Origin of the sequence: Falsiroseomonas sp. (assembly GCF_041690465.1) — a bacterium.
Lineage (GTDB): Bacteria > Pseudomonadota > Alphaproteobacteria > Acetobacterales > Acetobacteraceae > Falsiroseomonas.
Map to the genome: position 1 here is coordinate 139,354 of NZ_JAWLHG010000001.1, position 25,377 is coordinate 164,730.

The 25,377-nt window shown below is 72.5% G+C and carries 22 protein-coding genes; 8 read left to right on the top strand and 14 right to left on the bottom strand.

Features of this window, described 5'->3' with window-relative positions:
* The first annotated feature begins 62 nt into the window (after positions 1 to 62).
* The 6 genes from ACESM1_RS00680 to ACESM1_RS00705 all read left to right on the top strand — a co-directional run bounded on the left by ACESM1_RS00680 (position 63) and on the right by ACESM1_RS00705 (position 5,111).
* Positions 63 to 1,148 (top strand): AI-2E family transporter, encoded by a 1,086-nt coding sequence (locus ACESM1_RS00680; protein WP_372616812.1) that lies wholly within the window; start codon positions 63 to 65, stop codon positions 1,146 to 1,148.
* 108 nt (positions 1,149 to 1,256) lie between these two features.
* Complete coding sequence (locus tag ACESM1_RS00685; RefSeq protein WP_372616813.1) at positions 1,257 to 1,760, top strand: hypothetical protein; 504 nt, start codon at positions 1,257 to 1,259, stop codon at positions 1,758 to 1,760.
* A 43-nt stretch (positions 1,761 to 1,803) separates the two neighbouring features.
* Positions 1,804 to 2,685 (top strand): hypothetical protein, encoded by an 882-nt coding sequence (locus ACESM1_RS00690; protein ID WP_372616814.1) that lies wholly within the window; start codon positions 1,804 to 1,806, stop codon positions 2,683 to 2,685.
* A gap of 52 nt (positions 2,686 to 2,737) precedes the next feature.
* A complete protein-coding gene (locus ACESM1_RS00695) occupies positions 2,738 to 3,601 on the top strand; it encodes a hypothetical protein (protein ID WP_372616815.1) in 864 nt (287 codons plus the stop codon).
* A 23-nt stretch (positions 3,602 to 3,624) separates the two neighbouring features.
* A complete protein-coding gene (locus ACESM1_RS00700; RefSeq protein WP_372616816.1) occupies positions 3,625 to 4,695 on the top strand; it encodes a superoxide dismutase family protein in 1,071 nt (356 codons plus the stop codon).
* Between the two features lie 41 nt (positions 4,696 to 4,736).
* Positions 4,737 to 5,111, top strand: coding sequence for a PRC-barrel domain-containing protein (locus ACESM1_RS00705; RefSeq protein ID WP_372616817.1), 375 nt, complete (start codon positions 4,737 to 4,739; stop codon positions 5,109 to 5,111).
* A gap of 10 nt (positions 5,112 to 5,121) precedes the next feature.
* On the opposite strand, the gene ACESM1_RS00710 is transcribed toward ACESM1_RS00705, so the two are convergent.
* From ACESM1_RS00710 to ACESM1_RS00720, 3 genes are all read right to left on the bottom strand, one after another.
* On the bottom strand, positions 5,122 to 8,307 hold the full coding sequence (locus tag ACESM1_RS00710; protein ID WP_372616818.1) for an AsmA-like C-terminal region-containing protein: 3,186 nt from the start codon (positions 8,305 to 8,307) through the stop codon (positions 5,122 to 5,124).
* A 119-nt stretch (positions 8,308 to 8,426) separates the two neighbouring features.
* A complete protein-coding gene (locus ACESM1_RS00715; protein ID WP_372616819.1) occupies positions 8,427 to 9,971 on the bottom strand; it encodes a hypothetical protein in 1,545 nt (514 codons plus the stop codon).
* A gap of 85 nt (positions 9,972 to 10,056) precedes the next feature.
* Positions 10,057 to 10,563, bottom strand: coding sequence for an MgtC/SapB family protein (locus ACESM1_RS00720; protein ID WP_372616820.1), 507 nt, complete (start codon positions 10,561 to 10,563; stop codon positions 10,057 to 10,059).
* Positions 10,564 to 10,743: 180 nt separating this feature from the next.
* Between ACESM1_RS00720 and ACESM1_RS00725 the strand changes: the two genes are divergently transcribed.
* Entirely contained in the window at positions 10,744 to 12,204 is a 1,461-nt protein-coding gene (locus ACESM1_RS00725; protein WP_372616821.1) for a Do family serine endopeptidase, read from the top strand.
* 37 nt (positions 12,205 to 12,241) lie between these two features.
* On the opposite strand, the gene ACESM1_RS00730 is transcribed toward ACESM1_RS00725, so the two are convergent.
* Genes ACESM1_RS00730 through ACESM1_RS00780 form a run of 11 tightly spaced genes read right to left on the bottom strand, consistent with a single transcriptional unit; the run spans position 12,242 to position 24,663 of the window.
* On the bottom strand, positions 12,242 to 13,333 hold the full coding sequence (locus ACESM1_RS00730; protein WP_372616822.1) for a sodium:calcium antiporter: 1,092 nt from the start codon (positions 13,331 to 13,333) through the stop codon (positions 12,242 to 12,244).
* Between the two features lie 12 nt (positions 13,334 to 13,345).
* Positions 13,346 to 13,708, bottom strand: coding sequence for a hypothetical protein (locus ACESM1_RS00735; protein ID WP_372616823.1), 363 nt, complete (start codon positions 13,706 to 13,708; stop codon positions 13,346 to 13,348).
* A complete protein-coding gene (gene ctaD / locus ACESM1_RS00740) occupies positions 13,705 to 16,266 on the bottom strand; it encodes a cytochrome c oxidase subunit I (RefSeq protein ID WP_372616824.1) in 2,562 nt (853 codons plus the stop codon). The genes ACESM1_RS00735 and ctaD overlap by 4 nt, the downstream gene beginning before the upstream one ends.
* Positions 16,263 to 17,222 carry a c-type cytochrome gene (locus ACESM1_RS00745; protein WP_372616825.1) on the bottom strand — a complete coding sequence of 320 codons (960 nt, stop codon included), beginning with the start codon at positions 17,220 to 17,222 and terminating at the stop codon, positions 16,263 to 16,265. Before ACESM1_RS00745 ends, ctaD begins: the two co-directional genes overlap by 4 nt.
* Positions 17,219 to 17,944 (bottom strand): c-type cytochrome, encoded by a 726-nt coding sequence (locus ACESM1_RS00750; RefSeq protein ID WP_372616826.1) that lies wholly within the window; start codon positions 17,942 to 17,944, stop codon positions 17,219 to 17,221. The genes ACESM1_RS00745 and ACESM1_RS00750 overlap by 4 nt, the downstream gene beginning before the upstream one ends.
* Positions 17,941 to 18,645: a c-type cytochrome gene (locus ACESM1_RS00755; RefSeq protein WP_372616827.1), complete on the bottom strand. Its 705-nt coding sequence runs from the start codon at positions 18,643 to 18,645 to the stop codon at positions 17,941 to 17,943. The genes ACESM1_RS00750 and ACESM1_RS00755 overlap by 4 nt, the downstream gene beginning before the upstream one ends.
* Positions 18,642 to 20,408, bottom strand: a complete 1,767-nt coding sequence (locus tag ACESM1_RS00760; RefSeq protein WP_372616828.1) for a GMC family oxidoreductase — start codon at positions 20,406 to 20,408, stop codon at positions 18,642 to 18,644. The genes ACESM1_RS00755 and ACESM1_RS00760 overlap by 4 nt, the downstream gene beginning before the upstream one ends.
* A gap of 10 nt (positions 20,409 to 20,418) precedes the next feature.
* Entirely contained in the window at positions 20,419 to 21,150 is a 732-nt protein-coding gene (locus tag ACESM1_RS00765; protein WP_372616829.1) for a gluconate 2-dehydrogenase subunit 3 family protein, read from the bottom strand.
* A 16-nt stretch (positions 21,151 to 21,166) separates the two neighbouring features.
* Entirely contained in the window at positions 21,167 to 22,195 is a 1,029-nt protein-coding gene (locus ACESM1_RS00770; protein ID WP_372616830.1) for a cytochrome c oxidase assembly protein, read from the bottom strand.
* A gap of 25 nt (positions 22,196 to 22,220) precedes the next feature.
* The gene (locus tag ACESM1_RS00775) at positions 22,221 to 22,868 is read right to left on the bottom strand and encodes a response regulator transcription factor (RefSeq protein ID WP_372616831.1); all 648 of its coding nucleotides are present in this window, start codon (positions 22,866 to 22,868) and stop codon (positions 22,221 to 22,223) included.
* Entirely contained in the window at positions 22,858 to 24,663 is a 1,806-nt protein-coding gene (locus ACESM1_RS00780) for an ATP-binding protein (RefSeq protein WP_372616832.1), read from the bottom strand. The genes ACESM1_RS00775 and ACESM1_RS00780 overlap by 11 nt, the downstream gene beginning before the upstream one ends.
* 226 nt (positions 24,664 to 24,889) lie before the next feature.
* On the opposite strand from ACESM1_RS00780, the gene ACESM1_RS00785 reads away from it, so the two are divergent.
* Positions 24,890 to 25,351 (top strand): hypothetical protein, encoded by a 462-nt coding sequence (locus ACESM1_RS00785; protein WP_372616833.1) that lies wholly within the window; start codon positions 24,890 to 24,892, stop codon positions 25,349 to 25,351.
* Positions 25,352 to 25,377 lie beyond the last annotated feature (26 nt).

Consider the following 25,377-nt stretch of genomic DNA (forward strand, 5'->3'; position numbering starts at 1 on the left):
GCCGCGCCCTGGTGTTCGCGCCGAGACGGCGAAGGAGCACCGGTATGGCGCAGGAGTCCTGGTTGTCAGCACCGCCGCGCCGCGGGACGCTGCGCCTCGTGCTGCAGGTGGCGCTCGCCGCGGCGGGCGTCTTCGTGCTGCTGTTCCTTGCCTGGCGCATCCGTGAGGCGCTGCTGCTCGCCTTCGCGGCGGTCGTGGTGGCGGTCGTCCTCGATGCCGCGGCGGGGCCGGTGGAGCGGTGGTCCGGCCTGTCGCGCAGCCTGGCGCTGGCGGTCGTCGCATTGGTCGTGGCGCTGGTGCTGCTGGGCTTCGGCTGGCTGCTGGGCTCCAGCATCCAGTCGCAGGTCTCGAGTCTCGCATCGCAGCTGCCGCAGGCGATCGGCCAGCTGGAGGAGACGCTCGGCATCGAGTTGCTGGCGCGGGAGGAGGGGCAGCAGGGCGGCCTGGCCGACATCACCGCAGCGGTGCGCCAGCTGTTCGGCTCGCTCGCCGCACTCGGTTCCTCCATCGCCGGGGCGCTGACGGCGCTGGTGCTGGTCGTGGTGGGCGGCTTCTTCCTGGCGGCCGATCCCCATCTCTATCGCCGGGGCCTGGTGAAGATGTTTCCGCCGCGCATGCATGCCCGCGTGGATGACGCGCTCGGCGCCGCCGGCCGCGCCCTGCGGCTCTGGCTGCTGGCGGAGCTGATCGCGATGGCGATCGTCTTCGTGCTGGTTTCGCTCGGCGCCTGGGCGATCGGCCTGCCGGCGCCGCTGGCGCTCGGCCTGTTCGCGGGACTGACGGAGTTCGTTCCCATCATCGGGCCGATCGTCGGCGCCATCCCCGGTCTGCTGCTGGCGCTGACCCAGGGCGGCAGCACGCTGATCTGGGCGGCGCTGCTGTATCTGGCGATCCAGCAGCTCGAATCGAACGTGATCACGCCGGTGGTGCAGGAGCGCATGGCGGAGATCCCGCCGGCGCTGCTGCTGTTCTCCGTGCTTGCCTTCGGGCTTGTGTTCGGCATGGCGGGCGTGATCGTTGCCGCGCCGTTGACAGTGCTGCTCTACGTCCTCGTGAAGAAGCTCTACCTGCGGCAGACGCTCGGCGAGGCGACGGACGTGCCGGGAGAGGACGAGGCGGAGCCGAAGAAGGCTGGAACGGTTGCCTAGGTAGCACTGCGGACTCGGCCGCAGGCGCCAGCTTCGCGATATGCCGATGCAGGGCGGCAGAAGGGCGGAACCGGCCCCGCCTTCGGCCGCTCTCCTCTCGATGCACCCGTGATTCCCGACGACCACCCGGGAGAACACCACATGCGACATCGCAGCAAGCGAAACGGATGCGTGGCCGCGTGGCTCTTTGCCGCGTTGCTGGCCGCAGCGCCCGCCGCCGCCCAGAACGGCAGATTCGGCGATGGCCCGGATCGCGGCATGGAACGCATCGGCCGCGACGCGTTCGAACAGGGCTACCGCGCCGGCCGCACGGCGGAACGCCGCGACTTCGAGCTTGGCCTGGCGTGGAACGATGCACGGCAGAGCGAAGCCTATGAACGGCTGGAACGTGCGGCGGCCGAGTTGCGTCGTGCGCTGGTGCTGATGCGGCGCGCACCGTCGCTGCCGCGTGTGAACGGCGCGCTGGTGCAGGCACGCGAGGCGCTGGAGCGCACGCAGAACGCCATGACCTGGCTGCCACCCGGCGTCGGCCGCGGCGTGGAGCGCCGTTACGAGCGCCGCTCGGGCCGCGGTATCGGCGCCGAGCGCGCTTCGGGCGGCTGGGCCAGTTGAGCCCATCGCTTCGACACCACCACCACCCAACAGGAGGAAAGCTATGACGGCAAGGAAGCGGACTGTTCCGGTATTCGCCGCACTGGTCGGCGGCACGATGCTGCTGGCGGCGCCTGCGCTGGCGCAGCAGGGATGGCAGGGCGACCGCGGCAGTTCCCGTGATTGGGTGCAGAGCCAGGATCCGATGGATGCGTATGATCGCTACCTGCAGCGCCTGCAGCGCGACCGCGAGAGCCGTGGCATGGGCGACCAGCGCTTCGGCAGTGGTGACCAGCGCTTCGGCGGCATGGGCGACCAGCGCTCCGGGGGCATGGGCGACCAGCGCTTCGGCAGTGGTGACCAGCGCTTCGGCGGCATGGGCGACCAGCGCTCCGGGGGCATGGGTGGCCAGCGCTTCGGCGGTGGTGACCAGCACTTCGGCGGCATGGGCGACCAGCGCTCCGGGAGCATGGGTGGCCAGCGCTTCGGCAGTGGTGACCAGCGCTTCGGCGGTGGCGGACAAGACCGTCGCGCGATGGCTGAACGCTACGCCCGCGAGCAGTTCGAACGCGGCTACCGTGCGGGTCGCGAGGAGGAGCGGCGGCGGCGCAGCGGCCAGTTCTCCGGCGGTCAGGACCGTTCCGGCGCCTCCGGCTCCTCCGGCGGGAGCGGCATGGACGCGGACTACTACTGGGTGGTCCCCGACATCCTGCCCGACACGCAGCGGTATCGCGGCATGCAGGATTTCGCGCTGATCCCCGATTACAGCCGCCCGATGGACCGGCTGCTGGTCGCCGCGCAGAGCCTCCGGGAAGCGATCCAGTCCACCGCCATCCGCCTGCCGCCGAGCGATGGCCGTGACCGTGCGCTCGACATGCTGAACGAAGCGCTGATCGAGACCCAGCAGGCCATGGTGGCGCTGCCGCCGGAGCAGCGCACGCGCTGAGGCGCGGTGCGCGTCACACCACATCAACGAAGCAACGGAGGATACTAGAATCATGGCAAGAAAAACGGCAGGCACGGCCGTGCTCGCGGCGGCGACGCTGGCGCTCGGTGGTTTCGCGGCAGGCGGTGCCGCGGCGCAGGGCTACTATGATGGCGGGCGCTTCAGCGGTCCTGACAGCCGCATGATGGATCAGCGCCGCTTCGGCTCCGGGCCCGAGTTCGACCGGCAGGGCGGCCCCGGCGGCCCCGCGATGGACCGCTATGCGCGTGAGCAGTACGAGCGCGGCTACATGATGGGCCGTGAGCAGGAGCGTCGCGCGGCCCAGATGCGCGGCCAGTCCGGCGACGACCGCAGCGGCCCGCGCATGGGCTGGGGCGGCGGCCAGGCTCAGGCCGGCATGGACGACCAGGGCCTGCTGATCCTGCTGTTCGAGCGTGAGCGCGCGCAGCAGTCGCTGCGCGATGTCCGGCAATCCCTGCAGGAAGCGCGCACTGCGTTGCAGCAGGGCGACCGCACGCGCGCCGAGCAGGCGCTGAACCAGGCCGACCAGACGCTCCGGCAGGCGGACTCGATGCGCAACCAGCAGCAGGTCGAGCAGTCCTTGAGCCAGGCCGAGCAGGCGCTGCAGCGAGGCGACCGGCAGGCCGTGCAGCAGGCGTTGCAGCAGGCGCGCCAGGCCCTGCGCAGCGGCGGCTCGCAGGGCCAGACCCAGGGCGGGACGGGCGCCGGCAGCACCATGCCGGGCCAGGGCGGCCAGACCGGCGGCGGCCAGAGCGGTGGCCAGAGCGGTGGCCAGAGCGGTAGCGGCCAGAGCGGTGGCCAGAGCGGTAGCGGCCAGACCGGCGGCCAGCAGACCGGCGGCGGCGGTGGACAGGGCGGCCAGGGCACGAGCCAGGGCGGCACCAGCACCCAGTAGCAGCGGACGAAGGGACGATGCACATGGAAGACCGCAAGACGACAGGCGCCGGCGCGGAGAGCGGCAAGCGCGGCGGCGTCGCGATCAACGAGACGGAAGCGCTGATCGCCTCCGACAAGGTCGAGGGCACGCCGGTGTACAACCAGGCCGGCGAACATCTCGGCTCCATCTACACGCTGATGCTCGACAAGCGCTCGGGCAAGGTGCGGTATGCCGTGATGAGCTTCGGCGGTTTCCTCGGCATCGGCGAGCACTACCATCCGCTGCCCTGGGACAAGCTGACCTATGAGCCGCGCCAGGGCGGCTACGTGGTGGACATCACGCGCGAACAGCTGGAAGGCGCGCCCCGCTACGCGCGCAACGAGACGCCGTGGAACGACCCGCTCTACGGCCAGTCCGTCTATGGCTACTACGGCGTGCCCTACCCGCGCCTCGGCGCGCGACGCAAGCGCTGCGACCGGCCCGGTCCGCCCACATGGCGGACCGGGCCTCCCCCTTTACAGAAACGGAGCCACCACATGCGTGCAGCCCCGATCCTCGCCGGCCTGCTCGGGCTATGCATCGCGCTGCCCGCGGCCGCCCAGCAGCAGCAGCAGCAGCAGCAGCAGCAGCAGCAGCAGCAGCAGCAGCAGATGCCGCAGGCGCGCGGCAACTTCGTCAACGCGCAGGGCCAGTCTGTCGGCACCGCCGGCCTGGTGCAGACGCCGAGCGGCGTGCTGATCACGCTGCAACTGCGCGACCTGCCCGCCGGGCTGCATGCCTTCCACATCCACGAGACCGGCCGCTGCGAGGCCGGCGGTGGCTTCCAATCGGCCGGCGGCCACTACAATCCGCGCAACCAGCAGCACGGCTATCTGGTGCAGGGCGGCGCACATGCCGGCGACATGCCGAACCAGTTCGTCGGCCCGGATGGCGTGCTCCGCGGCCAGGTGCTGAACGACAAGGTGACGCTCGGTCAGGGCGAAGCGACGCTGTTCGACTCCGACGGCTCGGCGCTGGTGATCCATGCGCAGCCCGACGACTACCGCAGCCAGCCCGCGGGCGATGCCGGCGGCCGCATCGCCTGCGCCGTCATCGAGCGCCAGGGCGGCTGAATTCCCGTGCACGCCATGGCGTCGGGATGCAGGAGGCCGGGATGACTCTCCGCACGAGGCTGTTCGCCACCGCCACCGCGCTGCTGATCGTCGCCGCGCCGTGTCTGTCGCATGCCGCCGAGCCGCCATGGCAGGAGGCGGAGGCCTCGGTGATGACGCCGCTCGGCTGGACGTCGGGCCAGCTGGAGGGCGTCACGCTGTATGGCGAGAATGGTCGCGCACTGGGCGAGGTGGAAGCCGTGCTGGTCAGCGAGACGGGGCTGATCGCCGGCCTCGCCGTGGAGGTCGGGGGTGTGCTCGGCATCGGCGGGCGCGAGGTGATCCTGCGTTTCGATCAGGTCCGGCGCGTCGGCGATCGCCTGACCACGCTGCTCAGCGAGGCCCAGCTCGAAGCACAGCCGCGCTGGGACGATTGACCCGGCGAATTCAGCGTCCCGCCGGCGCGGCCGGAGCCTCGCCGCCGGTCGCGCCGGCATCGCCATTGCCCAGATCGAAGATCCCGCGCAGGAAGCCGGGCGTCAGCGCGCTCAACGGGTTCACGCTGACCTGCGGATCGGCGATCGGCCCGGTCACCGTGAAGGCAGCGGAGAACAGCCCTCCGCCGCGCTCCGCGCTGAACAGCCGTCCGACGATCGGCAGATTGCCGAGCAGCGAATTGAACACATAGGCCGGCACGACGGTCCCCTGCAGGTCGAGCACCTCCTGCCGCCGGTCGATGCGCCCGGTCGCCGTCAGGCCGAGCGAGGCGGAGAAGGCGCGCGCCTCGCCGATCAGCAGCGCATCGCGCTCCAGGCGGAAGGGCAGCACCAGGCGCGAGAAGCTGAGGCCGGGGCCCTGCAACGCCTCCAGCAGGCCATAGCCGGTCAGCGCCTGCAGCAGCTTCCCCACCGCCGGCGCGTCACGCACGGTGAAGTCGGCGAGCTCCGCGGTGCCTTCGATCGGCAGCCCGATCGCGCCGTCCGGCATCACCGCGGCAAGCTCGAGCCGGCCACCCTCGATCCGCCTGCCATAGCCGAGGGCCGCGAGCAGCGCGCCGGCATCGCCGGCCTGCACCCGCAGCAGGCGCCCGCCCTGCTGCGCTGGTGCGAGGGAGGCGGCGAAGCGCGTCGCCGCGTGCTCGCTGGCCTGCGCCGCGACCTGGGCCTGGTGCAGCGCGCCGCCGGCGGCGAAGGTCAGCTGCGCCTGCAGGCCGCGGAGCGGCGAGGCGCCATCCGGCATCAGCGCGCGTTCGAAGCGCGCGTCCAGCACGAAGGGCGGGGTGCCGTCGCCGTTGCGCGCTTCGCCGCCCCGCGCGCCCGCGCGAGCGCCCTCCCGCGCGCCTGCGCGCGACAGCAGCGGGCGGAGGTCCACCACCGGTCCCTGCACCGTGGCGCTCCAAGCGCCGCCTGCGGCTTCCGGACGACGCAGCCGGCCGGTAAGGCGTGTCTCGCCGAAGCGGGCCTCGCGGATCACCAGCGTCGCGCCTGCCCCAACGCCCTCCGGCGCGGCGGCGCGCAGCCGCAGTGCCGGGCCATTCGCCTGCAGCGATTCCACCGCGCCGACCCCGCCCTCGCGCAGCCGCAGCACCGCTGCGGCGCTCGCCGCGCGACCTGGCGCCTTGCGGTAGCCGAGCGGAACGAGCGTGACCTCGGCCGCCTCCAGATCGGCCTCCACCGCCAGTCGCGCCGGTGCCTCTCCGCGCGTTTCGTAGCGCAGGTCGAGCTCCACCGGGCCGCGTACCACGCCCCCAGGATCGAAGCCGAAGGCGGCGAGCTGCGCCGCCTGCGGCCGGCCGCGCGCGGTGACCACCACGCCCGTCGGCTCGCCCGGCGCGTCCGGGAAGTCCACCGCGATTTCCGTGCGCACCGGCACCTCGCCGAGGATGCCGGTGCCCTCGGCGCGCAGCCCGTCATCGTCGTTCAGGGTCAGCTCGAAGCTGCCGTCGCGCAGCGTCTGGCCGAGCACGACATCGGGCAGCCGCAGGTCCGAGAGCTGCGCCGTCGCGCGGAAGAACGGGTCCTGCGCGGCGAAGCGGCCGGAGAGCGGCACGGTCGCCGCCACCTCCGCCGTCACCGCGCCGGTGGGATCGCGGATCGGCAGGTCACGGCCCGCTAGTAGGCCGAGCCCCGGCTCCCGCAGCACCGCCCAGAGGTCGGCGACCGGCCCGGCAAGCTGCCCCTGAAGCTCCGCGCGCGCCGGCCCGGGGCCGAGGCCGGCGAGCTTCAACCGCCCATCCGTCAGGCGCAGCGCGGTGCCGGCCTGCCGCGCTTCCTCCGCGGCGAGCGTGATCCCGTCCGGCGTGAAGGTGACATCGCCGGACAGGCCCTCGAGCGGCGGCAGCTCCGGATGCCAGCGCACCGCGAGATCGTCGAGCCGCGCCGTGCCGGAGAGTTCGGTAAGCTCCACCTGGTCGAGGCTGTCGGGCGCCGTGGCGGCGATGTGCCAGCGTCCCGCGCTGAGCACCCCGCCGACCAGGTTCTCGGCGACCCAGCCGCGCCCCGCCTGGGCCAGGCCGGAGGGCCACCAGGTGTCGAGCGCGGCGAGCATCGCGCGGTCCAGCGTGAGATCCGCCTCGGCGCGCCAGCGCCCCTCCTCCTGCGTCGCCTGGCCCTCCGCGGTGAGGGTCGGGCCGGCGCTGCCGGCCGGCGTCTCCGGCGCAGGCGGCAGGTTCAGGCGCAACAGCTCCAGCCGCACCGCCTGCGGCGTGCCGGCGAGGCGAAGTGCCAGCGCGCGGAACGGCACATGGCCGAGCGTGGGCAGATCAACGGCGCCCGCCTCGGAACGCAGTGCGACGCTGCCCTCGACAGGGCGCAGATCGGCGTCGAGCGTCGCCGCGGCGGCGAGGTCCGCCGACGCGTCCAGCACGGCGAGCGGCGCCAGCTCCGGCACCGCGCGCGCCAGCGCGGCCGGGTTCACCTGCGGCAGGGCGAGGTCGAGGCGCAGCTGCAGCGGCTCCGGCGCCAGCGAGGCCGCAAGGCGCAGCGGCACGACCTGATCGGCCACCGCGAGTGTCCCGCTGGCCTCGCCGCGCAGCGCGCCCGCATCGCCACGGTTCGCGGCGAGGAAGATGTCGCGCAGCGCCCAGTCCTGCCCGAGCTGCGCATCCAGCACGCGCAGCCGGCCATCCAGGATGGCGACATGCTCGAGCGTGGCGAAGGGCGAGCCCGGTTCGGGGCGCGCGAGGTCGGCGAGGGTCAGGTTGCCTCCCCCGCCCGGCGGCCCGAGCCCGGTGACCAGGCGGCCATCCGCCTCGCGCCGCAGGCGCAGCTCCGCGCCGCGGATCTCGATGCGCTGCGGTGCGACGCGCCGGCGCAACAGCGCGAAGGGGCGGAGCGCAACCGTCGCCGTGGGGGCCTCGAGCCAGGGCTCGCGTTCCGCATCCAGCGCGGTGAGGCCGGTGAGGTGCACCTCAAGCGGCGCGATCCCGCGATCCTCCCAGCCGCGCCAGCCGATCTCGGCCCCGGCGATCTCGATGCGCGCCGGGCCTTCGGGATCGAGCGCCGCCTCCAGCCGCGGCACCAGCGCCGGCACCGCGATCGGCCCGCGATCCAGCCGCCAGGCGAGCACGCCGAGCCCCGCCACGACCAGCAACGCCAGGGCCAGGAACCCGAAGCCGATCCGGCGCAGCGTCACAGCCTTCCTCCCGCTTGCGCGGCGCGGCGGGGCTCCGCCGGCGTCGCAGCAATGACAAGCGCTGGAGACCGCGCGCGGTCGCCACGCCGCACGGGAACGTCACGTCGCGCGGCGCTCCGTTACGGCGCTGCGGTGCGCCCCTGCGCCGCCGGCTGGATCCATCGCCCGAACAGCGCGATGGCGCCGAGTGCCAGCAGCAGGCCGGCCACCGTCACCGCGATGACCAGCGCGGGAAGCTCGGAATACTCGCCGCGTTCGACCGGGAAGAGCGCGTTGAACCCGCGCGAGAAGACGGAGCCCGCCTGCAGCGCCAGGTTCATCAGCGAGGCGACCAGCGCGAACCAGGTGGCCTGCCTTCCCGGCGGTGCATGCACCGCGATCAGCGTCAGCATCGGGATCATGCCGAGCTGCACCAGCGGCGCCGAGAGCGCGGTGTCCACCAGCCCGATCGTCCGCGCGCCGAAGCCCAGATGCGCCTCGGTCCATTCGTGCAGGCCGAACAGCATGCCGATCGTCGGAAGCGAGAACAGCGCGCCGAGCACCGCCAGCCAGCCCAGCACGCGCCCCAGCGGCAGCCGCACGATGCGCGCGCCGAGCAGCAGCGAACCGGCGATGGCAAGCCCGGTGCCGATCTGCGCCAGCACGCCGAAGAAACCCTGGTCGTAGCCCAGCACGTCGATCTGCCACCATTGCAGCCCCGGCCCCGCCGGCGGCGCGGCGCGGAAGGCGAAGATGACCGCCGCGGCCGCGGCCATCGCCCATTGCGTCTCGCGCGGCACGCCCTCCATCGTCCGCTTCAGCAGCCAGCCCAGCACGCCGAGCGAGACCAGCACGCCGATCTCCGGCGCGAAGGGCGGATCGAACACGCCGAGCGCGAACAGCACCACAGCGAAGGCGCCGCCGCCGCCGAGGATGCGTATGTCGGGGCGCTGCGGCACCGGCGCCGCCTGCTCCCGCAGCAGCAGGGCGCCGGCGACGGAGAGCAGCGGCACCGCCGCGCCGATCAGGAACACCGTCGCCACCGGCAGCACCTGCGCCGCCCAGCCGCCGATGCCGGCGGTGGCGAAGGCGCCGCCCATCAGCGCGACGCGGCCGAGCACCTGCACGTCGCCGAGCTCCGCCTGCACCACCTCCGGATCGCGCGGCGTGCCGTCCGGCTGCGTGCGGTCCACCACCTCGGTGGTCATCGCATCCGCCACGCAATCCTGCACCACCAGCCCGACCACGACGAGCAGCGAGGCGGCGACATAGACCCGCTCCGCGCCGATGCCATCCGCCAGCCCCGCCGCCGCGGCCGACAGCCCGAGCGAGGCACCGCATTGCAGCAGCGCGCCGAGCAGGATGTAGGCGCGCCGGCGGGAGCCGAGGATCGGCACCGTGTCCACCAGATGGCCGAACACCATCTTCAGCGTCCAGGGCACCGTCAGCCAGGCGGCGAGCGCGAGCAGTGCGGTTGCGGAAAGCCCCAGCCGCTCGCGCACCCAGAAGGTCTCGGCGATCGCGGCGAAGCCGCTGGCGCCGGCGGCGAGGTAGATCAGCAGCGGCGGCAGGGTGCGCCGGTTCAGCCGGCGCAGCGAAGCCAGCACGCCGGGATGGCGCAGTTCCTCGCGGGCGTCCTCCGCGCCCGGCTGCTCGGCGGCGGTGTCAGCCGTCGGCTGCGTCATGCTTGCCGCCCCCCGGCCTGTCCCCTGGCCTGCATCCGCTGCCAAGCCTCCTCCGCCGGTCGGGTTCCGGCAAGCCGTGGCAAGGTCATTCGCGGTCGCGATCTTCCGCCGCCAGCGTCGCCCGATGCGCCTCCTCTTCCTCCACCCGGTCCGGCTTCAGCCGGCTGATCATGTAGAGCGTCACCGCGGCGAACAGGCAGAGCGTGACCGCCACCTGGTAGCTGCCGAGGCCGATCGCCGCGCCGATCGCGCCGGTGACCCAGATGCTCGCCGCGGTGGCGGTGCCGTGCACATGCGTCCCGCCCTTGAGGATGGCGCCGGCGCCGATGAAGCCGATGCCGGTGATCACCCCCTCGACCACGCGCGCCAGCGCCTCCGGCGAGCTGCCGACCATCGTCTCGGCGGCCTGCACGAAGCCGCAGGAGGCGATGGCGACCAGCGGGAAGGTGCGCAGCCCGGCACTGTGCCCGCGCCGCTCGCGGTTCCAGCCGAGCACGAAGGCGAGCGCATAGGCGATCGAGAGATCGCGGACCTGCGGCAGGATGGCGATGACGAAATCGCGCACCGTCGCCGGCAGGTTGTCCAGATCCAAGCCGTTCCTCCCGATGGGCGGGCCAGTGTCGGTGCGGCGGCGTCTCGGGCCGCGATGGCGCGCCTGCCGGAACAACCCTGGACCGGGGCGGCGGTTCCGCTCGCCGGGGGATGGCGAAACCATGGCGCCGCCCTGCGGTTCAGGCTTTCCGGACGCCCCACGACAAGATGGAGAACAACCATGTCTGCCGTTCCGCACGTCTGCCGCGCCGGGCTGCTCGCCCTCGGCCTGCTTGGAGGCACTGCGCTCACCACGCCCGCGCTGGCGCAGCAGCAGGGCCAGAACCAGAACCTGCAGGCACAGATCACCGCACCCAATTTCGCCGCGCTGGTGGAGCGCGTCGCGCCGGCCGTGGTGCGCGTGACCGTCCAGGGCGCCGCACCGCAGATGGAGGCGATGGAAATCCCGCCCGAGCTGCGCGGCACGCCGCTCGAGGAGTTCTTCCGGCGCTTCGGCGGCGGCCAGGGCGGCCCACGCGGCGGCCAGCCGCGCCGCGCGATGGGCCAGGGCTCCGGCTTCATCATCGGTGCCGAGGGCTTCGTGGTGACCAACAACCACGTGGTCGGCGAGGCCAGCCGGGTGACGGTGGAACTCGCCGATGGGCGCGAGCTGCAGGCGCGCGTGATCGGCGGCGACCCGCTGACGGACATCGCGCTGCTGAAGGTGGATGCCGGCGGCAACCTGCCGACCGTCTCATGGGGTGACAGCGAGGCGCTGCGCGTCGGCGAGCCGGTGCTGGCGATGGGCAACCCGTTCGGGCTGGGCGGCACCGCGACCTCCGGCATCGTCTCGGCGCGCGGGCGGCAGATCGGCGCCGGGCCCTATGACGACTTCATCCAGACCGACGCCTCGATCAACCCGGGCAATTCGGGCGGGCCGCTGTTCAACGTGAACGGCCAGGTGGTCGGCGTGAACACCGCGATCTTCTCGCCCTCCGGCGGCAACATCGGCATCGGCTTCGCGGTGCCCTCGCGGCTCGCGCAGCGGGTCGTGGAGGACCTGCGCGACGACGGCAAGGTGAGCCGCGGCTGGCTCGGCGTCTCGCTGCAGCCGGTGGACCAGGAACTGGCGCAGGCGCTCGGCCTGCAGGACCAGCGCGGCGCGCTGGTGGCCTCGGTCGAGCCCGGCTCGCCGGCCGCGCGCGCGGGGCTGCGCGCCGGCGACCTGGTGACCAGGGCGGGCGAGCGGCAGGTGCAGAACCCCCGCGACCTGGCCGCAGCGGTGGCGGAGACCGATCCGGGCTCGCAGCTCGCGCTGACGCTGCGCCGCGATGGCCAGCAGCAGCAGCAGCAGGTGACGCTTGGCACGGCACCGGATCGCCGGGCCGACGCCGGCGGGCGTGGCGGCGCACAGGGCGGATCGGCCACCGGGCCGCTCGGCCTCGCGCTGGCGCCACGCCCGGGCGGGCAGCAGGGTGCCGCGGTGACGCGCGTCGCGCCCGGCAGCGTGGCGGCGGAGCGCGGCTTGCAGGAAGGCGATGTGATCCTGCGTGCCGGCGACCGTGACGTCGCGAACCCCGGCGACGTGTCGGCCGCGATACAGGCGGCGCGCCAAGCCGGACGGCCGGCGGTGGCGCTGCAGATCCAGCGCGGCGACCAGCGCAGCTTCGTGGCACTCCCGCTCACCGGGCAGCAGGGCTGAGAAGGCCGCGGCCCGCCGCGCCAGGCGGCGGGCCGCTTCAGCCTCCGGCTTGGTCGCGCAGCAGCCACAGCACGCCCACGCCGCCGAAATAGACCACCAGCGTGGCCAGCGAATCGTAGCCCATCCGGAGCACCGTCCTGTCGCGCCGCTCGACCAGGCCGGCCAGGAACAGCGCCGTCAGCACCAGGCCGAGCAGCGCGCCGAAGGCGGAGAAGGCGCCGACCCGGCCGAGCAGCGGCTCGCCCGGCGCCAGCGCGTCCGTCACGAAGATCAGCGCCGCGTTGAAGAGGTTGGTGCCGAAGATGTCCGCCATCGCCATCTCGTAGCGCTTCAGCCGCACGGCGCCGACCATGGTGCTGATCTCCGGCAGCGAGGTGGCGATGGCGACGAAGGTGGCGCCGAAGAAGGCAGAGCCCAGCCCGGTCTTCGCCGCCGCCGCCGAGCCGGTCTGGCTGAGCACATAGCCCGCCGCGAGGATCAGCGCGCCGGCGATGGTGGTGCGCACCACCAAGCCGCGCAGCGGGATCTTCTCGCGCTCCTTTTCGCCCGCCTGCTTCGGCTGCGGCGCATTCGCGACGTCGTTCTTGGCCTTGGCATCGTCATCGTCGTCATGCGGGACGATCCAGGTGGTGCGGTTCTCGTAGCCGGACAGCGCATAGATGGACGCGGCATAACCGACCAGCAGCGCCAGGCTCCAGGCGCCGAACGGCCCGAGGGCGATGTCGCCCGTGGTCACCGCCGCCGCCACCATCGCCAGCAGCACGATGTTCAGCGCCGCCTGCAGCAGCACCACCGGCGCGACCACCACGGCAGTCAGCGCCTCGCGCCCGATCACCGCATCGGCCAGCGCCAGCAGCGCCACCTGGGAGGCGACGCTGCCGAGCAGGTTGTTCACCGCCAGCACCTCCTCGCCCGTCAGCGAGGAGGAGACGGAGACCGCGACCTCCGGCAGGGAGGTGATGCCGCCCAGCAGGATCAGCCCGGCGAAGCCCTTGCCCATGCCGGTACGGTCGCTGATCTCGTCAACATAGCCGGCGAGCCGGGTGCCGGCGAACCAGACCACCGCGGCTGCGGCGGCGAAGGCCAGGGCGAGGAGCCAGAGCGACCATTGCTCGAAGTTGAGCACCATGAGCCCCCGCGTTCAGGCGCAGGGCGGCAGGATCAGGACCGGCACGGCCTCCCAGACGATCGCGAGGGCGGAGACCAGCGCGATCGCCATGGTCATCCAGAGCGTGAACTGGGGCTCGTCCTCCCCCTCCTGGCCGGACATGCCGCTGACCAGCCGGTTCCGGGCGCGCAGGCCGATGATGACGACGACGACCAGGGCAGCGGCGGTGAGGCCGAGCACGGTCGCGGGTATCAGGGGCAGCCCGAGCACCTCATGGCCGGACCCGATGCGCACGCAGAGGGTGGCCTGCACGGTGTAGATCACCAGGAAGTGCGCCGCCCACACCAGCATCGCCGAGACCGCGCCAAGGACCGGGGAGAAGCCGGCGACCTTCATGCGCCCCCCGCCAGCCGCGGGAAGAGATGCGTCAAGGCCAGCCCGACCAGCGCCTGCACCACGCAGTAGGACCAGAACAGCCGCACATTGTCGAAGCTGGCCCGCCACACCGGGTCCAGCCTTCCGGCGAAGCTGCGTGCCGCGAGGTAGATCGCCATGATCAGCAGGACGGCACCGTGAAAGCCTTGCCAGAACAGGTTGGCGAAGACCGACGCACCGAAGGCGTGCCAGGTCGGCCGGATGCCGGCGGCCCAGATCGCGCCGAAATCGACCACGAGGCCGCCGAGATGCACAACCAGCGCCGCCAGCACCAGCAAGGCCATCGCCCGCCTCCTGCCCTGCCGCAGCACGCGGTCGGAAAGCCAGATCAGCCCGGCGCCCGCCAGGACGAGCAGGCCCGCGCCGAGCGGCCATGCGAGGCCCGGCAGCGAGGTGCCCGGCGGCGGCCAGCCCGCCGGGCCGTTGACGAGCCAGAGGAAGGCATGGGTGAAGATCAGGCTCGCGAAGGCGGCGCTGTCCACCAGCACGAGGGTGAGCATCGCCCACCAGCCGAGCGAATCCCGGCCGCTGGCATAGACCGGCAGCCGCAGCCCGCCGCCGATATCCGCCGGCGGCCGCAGCGGCCCGACATCGGTGCCGGTCCATACCCACCGCAGCATCGCGATGAAGCCGACCACCCCGAACGCACCCGCGACCCAGACCAGCTTGAAGGTCAGCGAGAGGAAGAACCCGGCCGTGCCCAGCGCCGCGATCAGATGCGCCCAGCCGGGGCTGCCGATCACGGCGACGAACTGCGGAATCGCGTGCGTCGGGCTGGTCACCAGCGTCTCGCGCCGGCCGGTGAGGCTGCCCGGCAGGAAGTAGCGGCCCTCCTTCACCTTGTCGGCCAGGTCGGGGTCGTCCCAGAGCGGCTCGCGGCTATGGATGCGCGGGATGCTGCGTGCGGCGTAGTTGCCTTGCGGCAGCCATTCCAGCGTGCCCGCGCCCCAGATGTTGCCGCCGCCCGACATGCCCATCCGGAAGTTCCGCGCCAGGTCGAACAGCACCACGGCCACGCCCGCCGCGGCGACCACGGCGCCGATGGTGGACAGCAGGTTCCAGAGCTCAAGGCCCATGCCTTCGGGATAGGTGTAGACGCGCCGCGGCATGCCGATCAGGCCGCTGATGTGCATCGGGAAGAAGGTGAGGTTGATGCCGATGAAGAGCAGCCAGAAGGCCCAGCAGCCCAGGCGGTGCGACATCTTCTTCCCGCTCGCATTGGGCGCCCAGTAGTAGATCCCTGCGAAGACCGGGAAGACCATGCCGCCGATCAGCACGTAGTGCAGGTGCGCGACGATGAAGTAGGTGTCGTGCACCTGCCAGTCGAAGGGCACGATCGCCACCATGACGCCGGTGAGCCCGCCGAGGACGAAGATGAAGAGGAAGCCGAGGATGAACAGCATCGGCACCTCCAGGCGCATCTTCCCGGTGGCGATGGTGGCGATCCAGGCGAAGACCTGGATGCCCGTCGGCACCGACACGGCGAAGGAGGCACCGGAGAAGAAGGCGAGCGAGAGATTCGGGATGCCGGTGGCGTACATGTGGTGGACCCACAGCCCGAAGCTCAGGAATCCGGTGGCCACCAGCGCCACCACCACCAGCCCGTAGCCGACCAGCGGCTTGCCCACCATGGTCGGGATGATCATGGAGACCATCCCCGCGGCGGGCAGGAAGATGATGTAGACCTCCGGGTGGCCGAAGAACCAGAACAGGTGCTGCCAGAGCAGCGGATCGCCGCCACGGTCCACGATGTAGAAGGGCCAGTCGAAGGCGCGTTCCAGCTCCAGCAGGATGGTGGCCCAGATCACCGCCGGGAAGGCGAAGACGATCATCACCGCGAAGACCAGGAAGGCCCAGACCAGCACCGGCATTCGCGCCAGCGTCATGCCCGGCGCGCGGGTGCGGAAGACGCCGACGATGATCTCGATGGCGCCGGCGATGGCGGAGATCTCGATGAAGCCGATGCCGAGCAGCCACATGTCGATGTTGACGCCCGGCGAATAGCGGGTGCTGGTGAGCGGCGGGTAGATGAACCAGCCTCCATCCGGGGCGATGCCGAAGAATATGCTGGAGAAGAAGGCCAGCGAGCCCACCGCATAGGCCCAGAAGGCGAACGCGCCGAGGCGCGGGAAGGGCAGGTCGCGCGCACCGAGCAGCGCGGGCAGCAGATAGACGGCGAAGGCCTCCACCACCGGCACGGCGAAGAGGAACATCATCATCGTGCCGTGGGTGGTGAAGAGCTGGTTGTAGAGGTCGTATCCGATCAGGTCGTTGTTCGGCACGATGAGCTGCGCACGCATCAGCAGTGCAAGGCTGCCGGCCAGCACGAAGATCAGCAGCGACATGCCGATGTAGATCGTGCCGATCCAGTTGTTGTTGACCATGCTGAGCATCCGCCAGCCCTTCGGGCGGACCCAGACCCGCTCCAGCTCCTCCAGCTCCCCCGGCGGGCGGGGCGCCGGGTTGGGCAGGGGTGCGCTGGGGGAGAGCGGGTCGTGCCTGTCCTCCTGGGGGCTCACTTCAGGCTCTCCAGCCAGGCGGCCATCGCGCGCAGTTCGGGACCATCGAGCGCGGTGGCGAAGGAGGGCATGCGGTTTCCTGGCTTGATGTCCTGCGCGCCGGCGATCCAGCCAGCGAGCGTGCCGCGGTGGTTGTCCAGCACGCCGGCCGCGAGCGAGAGGCGACCGCCGACATGTGTCAGGTCCGGGCCGATCTGCCCGTTCCATTCGGTGCCGCGGATCTTGTGGCACCCGCCGCAGCCGGCGGCGCCGAAGGCGGCTCGGCCCATGGCCATCACCGGGTCGGCGGTCGGCGGTGCGGGCAGGCGCTGGCGGTTCAGCCAGGCCTCGAAAGCCGGCGGCGTCTCCGCCACCACGTAGAAGGCCATCAGCGCATGCTGCGCACCGCAGAACTCCGCGCATTGGCCGCGCAGCACACCGGGGCGGTCGGCGCGGATCGGGCGCGTGTTCCAGCGCCCCGGGATCATGTCGATCTTGCCGTTGAGCGCCGGGATCCAGACGGAATGGATGACGTCGGCCGACGTCACCTCCAGCACCACGTCGCGGCCGACCGGGATGCGCACCTCGTTGGCGGTGACGACGCCGCCATCCGGCATGGTGCCGGGATAGCGGACCTCCCACCAGAACTGGTAGCCGATCATCTGGATGCGCAGCGGCGGCTCGCTGCCGAGACCGAGCGGCAGGCTGACCGCGCGATTGATACCGAGCGTCCACACCAGCAACGCGCTCAGCACCACCACGGGAAACGCCACGCCGCCGGCAAGGATGAAGCGCCGCGAGCCGAGATGTGCGCGCAGGGCCGGGCCGCCGAAGCTCGCCAGTGCGAGGAAGACGCCAACGATCAGGAAGATCACCGTCCCGCCGACGAACAGCACCCAGGAAAGCTCCGCGATGCTCTGCGCATACGGGCCGGCGGGCGAGAGGACCGCTTGCAGGTTCGCCGAGTCCAGGTTCATCGCGGCGCAACGCCCGGACGCAGCGAGGCGTAGTAGAGCGCGACCGCGTCGATTTCCGCCTCCGTCATGCCGGCTGCGACCGCGGCCATCACGCCGAGCGGCCCATTGCGCCGCTCGCCCTGTTTCCACAGCCTGAGCTGCAGCGCGATGTAGGGCGCGTACTGCCCGGCGAGCGAAGGGATCGCGATATTCGGCGCCTCACCTTCCATGCCATGGCAGTTCACGCAGGCGGTGACGCCGCGCGCCGCGATGCCCACCGCGGCGATGGCGGCGCCGCGCTGGCGGATGGCGAGATCCACGCGCGGCGGCGGCGGGAAGGGCGCCTCTCCCTGGCGCGCGTACCAGGTGGCGACATCGAGCATCTCACGCTCGGTCATCGCACGCGCGATCGGCGTCATCACCGCGTTCACCCGCGTGCCGGAGGCGTAGTCCATCAGCTGCTTGTAGAGATACCAGGCGGAGAGGCCCGACAGGCGCGGAAAGGCGCCGCTGCCGTCGCCCGCACCGTAGAGCCCGTGGCACTGCACGCAGGCCCAGCCGGCGCCGAGATCGCCGCCGATCGCCACGGCGCGGCCGGCCAGCGCATCGGCGCGCTCCGGCGCCTGCGGCGCCGGCACCGACCAGAGCGGGCGCATGCCATAGGCGCGCGGCGATGGCGCATCCTGCGCCAGGGCGAGACCGAGCGGGGCGAGCAGCACGCCGAGGAGAAGGGCGATCCTCATTGCAGCACACCCACGCCACGCGGCGCTGTGCCCACCGGAATGGAGGCGAAGTAGAGCGCCACCGCCTCGATGTCACGGTCGGACATGCGCTGCGCAATGGTCTGCATGCTGCGCCACGGCTCCACCCCCTGCCGCTCCCCGGTCTTCCAGGCGCGCAGCTGCGCGGCGAGGTAGGCGGCGGGCTGGCCGGCCAGCCGTGGATAGAACGGCCAGATGCCGATGCCGGCCGGGCCATGGCAGTTCTGGCAGGCCTGGATGCCGCTCTCGGCCGAGCCGGAGGCGGAGAGGATCGCGCCGTGCTGCAGCAGCGCGGGATCGGCCAGCGCGATGCCGGTCGCAGGCGGCACCGGCTGCACCGCATAGAACACCGCGACGTCCCGCATCTGCGCTGGGGTCAATGCGCTGGCGATCGGGCTCATGATGTCGTTCCGCCGCTCGCCGGAGGCATAGCGGCGCAGCTGCTCGTGCAGGTATTCAGCGCTCATCCCGCCGATCGCCGGGAAGCCGGCGGCGTCCTGTGCTGCGCCGGCGAAGCCGTGGCAGCGGAAGCAGGCGCCGGCCTGCCCCTGCTGCCCGCCGCCCGCTGCCACGGCGCGGCCGGCCGCCACCTGGCCCGGCTGCGGCGGCACGCCGAGCAGTGCCTCGCCCGCTGCGCCGCCGGCAATGCCGAGCAGCAGCGCGAGCAGCAGCGCCGCCCTCATGCGTCCACCAGCGGGCGCGGGTTGGGCAGGTAGTCCTCCCGCATCGCGCGCGCCGCCCACAACGCGAGCGCGCCGACCGTGTCGGTCGGGTTGTAGCCCGGATTGTGCGGGAAGGCGCAGGCGCCCATGACGAAGACGTTGTGCGCGTCCCAGCATTGCAGGTAGCGGTTCACCACGCTTTCGCGGGGGTTCTCGCCCATGATGGCGCCGCCGGTGTTGTGCGTGGTCTGGTAGGGCACGACGCTGTAGAGTCCCTGGCGCCGCGCCGCCTCCACCTTGCCGCCGATCGCATTGCCGATCAGCACCGCCTTGTCGGTGAGGAATTCCGACATCAGGCGGTCATTGGCCGGGAAATCGAAGGTCATGCGCAGCAGCGGCAGGCCGAAGGAGTCGCGATAGGTCGGGTCGAGGTCGAGGTAGTTGCCGCGGTGCGGCATCGAGCTGCCATGCACCGAAAGCGATATCGTGCTGTTGTAGTGCCGCGCCACCGCCTGCTTCCATGCAAGCCCCCAGCGCGGCGTGTCGCCCGGCACCGGGTGCCGCTCGATCGGGCGGCCGCCGGTCTGGTAGCAGGCGATGTAGGCGCCGCCGATGAAGCCGAGGCCGCTGTGGTCGAAGGCCTCGCCATTGTAGTCGTTCACCGCCATGCCGAGCGCGCCGGCACCCATGTACGGGTTGAAGTTGAAGCTCTCGTCCTTGAAGATGCTCACGCCGCTCATCGTCTGGTACGTGTAGTTCTTCCCGACATTGCCCTCGCCGGTGCGCGGGTCGTAGGGCGCGCCGATGCCCGACAGCAGCAGCAGCCGCACGTTGTGGATCGAGAAGGCGCAGAGCGCGACCATCCCCGCAGGCTGGAACACCTCCTCGCCGCGTCCGTCGATATAGGTCACGCCGGTGGCGCGCCGCGCCTGGCGGTCGTATTCCACGCGCGTCACCTGGCAGCGCGTGCGCAGCTCGAAGCGGTCGTTGCCCAGCAGCGCGGGGAACACGCAGACCTGCGGCGAGGCCTTGGCGAAATGCTCACAGCCGAAGCGCTCACAGAAGCCGCAGTAGTTGCACGCATGCATGTCGCAGCCATAGGGGTTGCGATAGGGCCGCGTGACATTGGCGGACGGCACCGGGAAGGGATGCATGCCGACCTCGGCCGCCGCCCGTGCGAACAGCGTCGGCGCATAGGGCTGGGTCATCGGCGGGTTGGGGTATTCGGCGCTGCGCGGTGCCTCGAAGGGATCGCCGCCGGGCTGGATCTCGCCACGCAGATTGCCGGCCTTGCCGGCGATGCCGCAGATCCTCTCGAATCGGTCGTAATAGGGCTCGAGCTCGTCATAGGTGACGCCCCAGTCCTGGATCGTCAGCCCGTCCTGCAGGATGTCCGGCCCGTAGCGCTGCAGGATGTGGCTGCGCAGCACGAAGTCGCTGAGCTGGAAGCGCCAGGTCTGCCCGTTCCAGTGCACGCCGGCGCCGCCGAGGTCGATGCCCGGCAGGAAGGAGCCGAGCTGGCGCATCGGCAGCGCAGTCTGGCCGGTGAAGTTGCGGACGGTCAGCGTCTCGCGCGAGGGGTCCTGCATCAGCCCATGGCGCACGGCGTAGCGCAGCTCGTCATGCATCGTGGGGGTCTGGAAATCCGGCACGGTCTGCCGGCCGACGCCGCGTTCCAGCCCGACGACGCGGTGGCCCGCATCGGTCAGTTCCTTCGCCAGCAGGGCGCCGGTCCAGCCCATGCCGACCAGCACCACCTCCACTTCCGGCAGGCGTCTCGCCATCCCGCTCTCCTCAGCGATGCGCGTGCGGCGCGGGGTTGTGCGCGTGGTCGCTCAGCGCCTGCGCGATGCTGCGCGGCGGGCGCGTGAAGGGCAGGTTGTGGCGGCCGACCAGCTCGGTGTAGCCGGCATAGGCGCCGGGGAATCCGACCATGCGCCAGCCCACCATGTCGCGGTTGCCGCCATGGATCGGGTCGCTGAAGAAGCCCTCGACCGTGTTGGCCAGCAGCGTCTCGAAGAAGACCGGCGCGGGCACCTCGCCGAAATCCGCCTCGCCGCTTTCCACCCGCGACAACGCCTCGTCCATCGTCGCCGGCGCCAGCTCCTCGAAGCGCGTGCCGTAGGCGGCGCGCACCCACTCGGCGAAGGCCGCCAGCCCGATACGGTAGAGCGCGGCCGGCGTGTAGGGCAGCTGGTAACCCTGCTCCGCCGTGCCCTCGTGGAACGGCGGGTGGCGATAGAGCCGCCGCCCCGCGCCATAATCGGTGGCGAGCTGGCGGTCGATGTAGATCGGCACGCCGGCGCCGACCGCGCCGGTGAAGACCTCGTCGGGCGGGATCAGGCGGTCCACCGCGGCGGTCACCAGCGTCGCCTCGGGCAGGGTGAAGAACTGCCAGGCGATCTGGTCCGGCGCCGCGCCGGGCAACGGCGGCGGGCCGGGAGGCACCTGCGCGCTCGCGTAGGAGAGCAGCGGCGCCGCGGCGGCGCCTCCGAGCAGGCTGCGGCGGGACAGATCTGGCGGCATGCTGGCCGTCCTTCCCTCAGAGACCGCTCTTGGCGCGGCATTCCGCCAGCAGCTCGGGTTGCGCCGCCAACCCGCGGCAGACCGGGGCGAGCACGCGGGTGCGCCAGTCGCCGGTCGCGGGCTCGGCTGCCGTAGCCTGGGCCGGGCCGCTGCTGCCGGTGGTGACCTCCGGCGTCGTCAGCACGCCGACCGGCGCTGTGCGGCGCGCGGTGTCGGTGCCCGCCGCCGTGGTCGAATCATTCCCCTGCGCCAGCGCCACCGCCGGCGCCAGCACGACGCAGAGCAGCAGCGCCGGGACGGCGCGCCGAGCCTGCTCGCGCAGCACCGGGCCGCGCAGAACCGTGGCCAGCACCGCGACCATCACCGCCGCGAAGAGCAGCCCGCCCGGCACCCACATGACCAGCCCGCCGAGCTGCTGGTCCTCCAGCGGCGTCAGGCCCCAGGGCAGCGTGACGTCCGGCGCGTGCGGCGCGTAGAGCGGCCGCGGCGCGAAGGTCAGCAGCGCGCCGAGCACGCCCATCTGCACGCCGGTGACGAGCCCGCCCAGCGCCGCCGCCTCCGGGCGCGCCGGCAGCGCGGCAAGGATCGCCGCCCAGAGCCAGGTTGCTGAAAGCACCAGCGTCGCATGCAGCCACCACCAAGCGATGCCGTCGGCTGCAAAGGTCGCGACATAGGGCAGCGGCAGGTGCCAGAACCACAGCAGCGCGCCGAACAGTGCGGCGGCCGGCAGGCAGTGGCCGCGCGGCCATTGCCGGCCGGCGAAGGCCAGCGCCAGCAGCGGCGCTGCGACCAGGGTGATCAGCAAATGCTGCGCGATCCGCACCGAGAACAGCGCCACCGCCAGGTTGCAGAGCGGCGAGACCAACGCCACGCCGAGGAGCAGCCAGCCTGACGCCACCGCCGCCCGGCGCGCGGCGGGCGCGCCGCGGATCTCCCGCGCCAGGCCGAGCCCTGCCGCCGCCAGCGCCGCCAGCAGCAGCGGATCGAAGTTCCACGCCGCGCCGCTCGGCAGCGGCGGCGCGCCGCAGAAGGGAATGCCGTTCATTCGCCGTTCTCCCCCGCGGGCCCGCTCACTGCGCCGCCATCTCGGGCTTCACGCCGGCGGCGAGCGCCATGCGCACCGCTTCCGGCAGGCTGCGCGCACCGAGCTTGCCCATCAGGTTGCCGCGATGGATCTCCACCGTGCGCGGGCTGATGCCGAGGTGCTGCGCGATCACCTTGTTCTGCCGGCCGGCCACCAGGCCCTGCAGCACCTCGGCCTCCCGCGCCGAGAGGCATGCGATGCGCGCCACCGCCTCGGCCGCCTCGCGCGCCTCCGCCTGCGCGGCGCTGCCGCGTTCGAGCGCCGTTTCGACCGCGTGCAGGATGTCCTCGCCGTCGAAGGGTTTCTCGATGAAGTCGCAGGCGCCGGCCTTCATCGCCTGCACTGCCAGCGGCACGTCGCCATGGGCGGAGATCACGATCACCGGATGCGGCAGCCGCCGCTCCGTCAATGCGCGCTGCACGGACAGCCCGTCGAGCCCCGGCATCCGCACGTCGAGCAGCACGCAGCCGAAGGGCAGCCCCGCAGTGGCGGCCTGCAGGAAGGCCTCGCCGCCGTCGAAGGTCTCGACATCGTAGCCTGCCGAGCGCAGCAGCAGCGTCAGCGACCGCCGCACGGCGGGGCCGTCATCCACCACATAGGCGCAATGCGTTGCGCAGCCCGGCTCAACCTGCACGCGTGCCCTCCTCGACCTGCGCGGGTGCGTCGTCCATCGCACCCACTGGCAACGTGAAACGGAACACGCTGCCGCCGCCCGGGTTCGGCGCCCAGGAGAGACGTCCGCCATGTTCCTCCACAATGCCGCGCGAGATCGCCAGCCCGATGCCCATTCCGCCGGGTTTGGTGGTGTTGAACGCCGCGAAGAGCCGGGTGCGGACCTCGGCCGCGACGCCCGCCCCGGTATCGGCGACCTCGACCTCCACGAAACCCGGCGCCGCGCGGCGCGTCGCGATCAGCAGGTCGCGTCGCGACGTCTCGTCCATCGCCTCCACCGCGTTGCGCACCAGGTTGACCAGCACCTGGCCGATCTGCACGCGGTCCAGCACCACCGGCGGCAGCTCCGCGGCGGGGTCGAAGCGCAGCGAGATGCCGCGCTGCCGCGCATCGGCCAGCGCCAGCATCACCGCCTCCCGCACCAGGTGGTTGAGGTCGGTCGCCCGCCGTTCGCCATCCGACGCGGCGGTGAAATCGCGCAGCCGGCGCACGATGCGGCCGGCCTGGACGGCCTGCCCCGCCGCCTCCTGCATCGCCTCGCGCGCCGGCTCAAGCGCGGGGTCGCGCGCGGCGGCGTCGCCCAGGAGCCTGAGCGCCGCGGCGGAGAAGGTGGAGGCGGCGGTCAGCGGCTGGTTGATCTCATGCGCCAGCGCGGCGGCCAGCGTTCCCATCTCGTTCAGCCGCGCCACGTGGCGCATCGCCGCCTGCGCATCACGCAGGCGCTGCATCTCCGTGCGCGCGGCGGCATAGGCCTCGGCCAGCGCATTCACCTCCCGCACCGGTGTCGCCGGCGCCGCATCCGCGCCGCGCGCCGCGGCCTCGGCGAGCGCCGAGATCGGCCGGGTGATGCGATGCGCGAAGAGCAGCGCGAGCAGCGATGCGAGGCCGGCGAACAGCAGCGCGACGAGCGCGGCGATCGCGAGCGAGCGGCGCAGCGGCGCGGTGAAGGCGCGTTCGGGCATGAAGGCCCAGGCGGTCCAGCCGGCGATCTCGCTGCGCGCGAAGGCCATCACGATCGGCTCGCCATCGGCATCCCTGCCGCGCTGCCAGCCCTCGGATGTCGCCGGCACCGCACCGGCGCGGCGCGTGCCGACCAGCCGCGCCGCATCGCGGCTGCGCGCCAGGACGGCGCCCTCACGGTCGGTCACGGTCGCGGTGAGGTCGGCCGGCAGCCCCTCGCGGGCCAGCAGCCGGTCGAGCTCGGCGACCGGCATGCCGAGGCTCAGCAGCCAGCCGCGCGCGACCCCGCGTTCCGGTACCGCGACGGTCACGGCGAACGCGAAGGCGCCGGGCTCTCCGGTGTGCAGCAGGCCGGAGAAATGCGGCCGCCCGGTGCTGCGCGCCGCCTGCTCCGTCAGCGGGTCGCGCGCCGCCTCGCCCGCCCCGTCGGTGGCGAGCAGGATCCGCCCGGCGGCGTCGCGCAAGACGATGTGCATCTCCCTGCCGCGCGGCAGCAGCCGGATGCGCGCCTGGAAGCCCGCCACGTCGCCCTCGCCCAGATGGTCGGAGGAGGCCAGCACCTCCGCCACGGCGCCGAGCGTCGCCAGCCCGCGGTCGAGCGAGACGGCGATCCGCCGCGCCGCGTCGCGCGCTTCCACCTGATGACGTGCGCGCTCGGACCGCGCGATGTCGGCGAGGAGAAACACCTCCAGCGCCAGCAGCGGCATGAGCAGCGTGGCGCAGAGCAGGCCGAGATACCAAGCCAGTGGCCGACCGGCCCCGCGCGGCGCGCGGCCCGGGGCCGAACCGATCCGCACGGTGCGACGTCTCCCGCGCCACGGCCAGCCCGGGCGCCGGCAAGGGAACGCCTCACCACGCATCGGTTTCCGGCGAATCGCTAGGTAGCGCCACGGAATCACGGCTTCGGGCGATGCGCACCACGTGGCGCGGGTCGGCACCGGGACACCGGCGGCGACGCTGGCCCGCGCGCAGCGCCGGCCGGCGCACACCCCCCCACATTCAAACGATCCAGGAGAGCGTTGCATGAACGGTAAGCTGATCCTCACCGCCCTGCTCGGCGCCGCCCTCGCCGGGCCCGCCTTCGCACAGGGCTCCACCGGCAGCGGCACCACCCAGCGTCCTGGCGCCTCCACCCAGGCGCAGGGCTCGAGCCAGAGCACGACTCAGAGCCAGGGCCAGGGGCAGAGCCAGGGCATGTCGCAGCAGCAGGCGATGAGCCAGCAGCAGCTTCGTCAGCAGCTCGAGCGCGCCGGCTTCACGAACGTGCAGATCGTGGACGCCGCCTATCTCGTGCAGGCGCGCACGCAGGACGGGAACACCGTCATGATGATGATCAACCCGCCCGCCGGCGGTGCGCAAACCTCCGGCAGCATGCCGGGCAGCACGACGCAGAGCGGCGGCAGCAGCGGCACCGGCGCGTCCGGCAGCGGCGGCTCGTCGTCCGGCAGCGGCTCCTCGGGCACCCGCACGGCCCCGACGCGCTGACCGACCAGGCCGGGCGGCGCGCCGCC

Bases quoted from the DNA above. Each gene is read 5' to 3' on its own strand.
- ACESM1_RS00760 (WP_372616828.1), bottom strand. From the start codon at position 20,408: ATGGCGAGACGCCTGCCGGAAGTGGAGGTGGTGCTGGTCGGCATGGGC.
- ACESM1_RS00770 (WP_372616830.1), bottom strand. From the start codon at position 22,195: ATGAACGGCATTCCCTTCTGCGGCGCGCCGCCGCTGCCGAGCGGCGCG.
- ACESM1_RS00700 (WP_372616816.1), top strand. From the start codon at position 3,625: ATGGAAGACCGCAAGACGACAGGCGCCGGCGCGGAGAGCGGCAAGCGC.
- ACESM1_RS00695 (WP_372616815.1), top strand. From the start codon at position 2,738: ATGGCAAGAAAAACGGCAGGCACGGCCGTGCTCGCGGCGGCGACGCTG.
- ACESM1_RS00730 (WP_372616822.1), bottom strand. From the start codon at position 13,333: ATGGTGCTCAACTTCGAGCAATGGTCGCTCTGGCTCCTCGCCCTGGCC.
- ACESM1_RS00690 (WP_372616814.1), top strand. From the start codon at position 1,804: ATGACGGCAAGGAAGCGGACTGTTCCGGTATTCGCCGCACTGGTCGGC.
- ACESM1_RS00735 (WP_372616823.1), bottom strand. From the start codon at position 13,708: ATGAAGGTCGCCGGCTTCTCCCCGGTCCTTGGCGCGGTCTCGGCGATG.
- ACESM1_RS00725 (WP_372616821.1), top strand. From the start codon at position 10,744: ATGTCTGCCGTTCCGCACGTCTGCCGCGCCGGGCTGCTCGCCCTCGGC.
- ACESM1_RS00750 (WP_372616826.1), bottom strand. From the start codon at position 17,944: ATGAGGATCGCCCTTCTCCTCGGCGTGCTGCTCGCCCCGCTCGGTCTC.
- ACESM1_RS00705 (WP_372616817.1), top strand. From the start codon at position 4,737: ATGACTCTCCGCACGAGGCTGTTCGCCACCGCCACCGCGCTGCTGATC.
- ACESM1_RS00755 (WP_372616827.1), bottom strand. From the start codon at position 18,645: ATGAGGGCGGCGCTGCTGCTCGCGCTGCTGCTCGGCATTGCCGGCGGC.
- ACESM1_RS00745 (WP_372616825.1), bottom strand. From the start codon at position 17,222: ATGAACCTGGACTCGGCGAACCTGCAAGCGGTCCTCTCGCCCGCCGGC.
- ACESM1_RS00715 (WP_372616819.1), bottom strand. From the start codon at position 9,971: ATGACGCAGCCGACGGCTGACACCGCCGCCGAGCAGCCGGGCGCGGAG.
- ACESM1_RS00785 (WP_372616833.1), top strand. From the start codon at position 24,890: ATGAACGGTAAGCTGATCCTCACCGCCCTGCTCGGCGCCGCCCTCGCC.
- ACESM1_RS00765 (WP_372616829.1), bottom strand. From the start codon at position 21,150: ATGCCGCCAGATCTGTCCCGCCGCAGCCTGCTCGGAGGCGCCGCCGCG.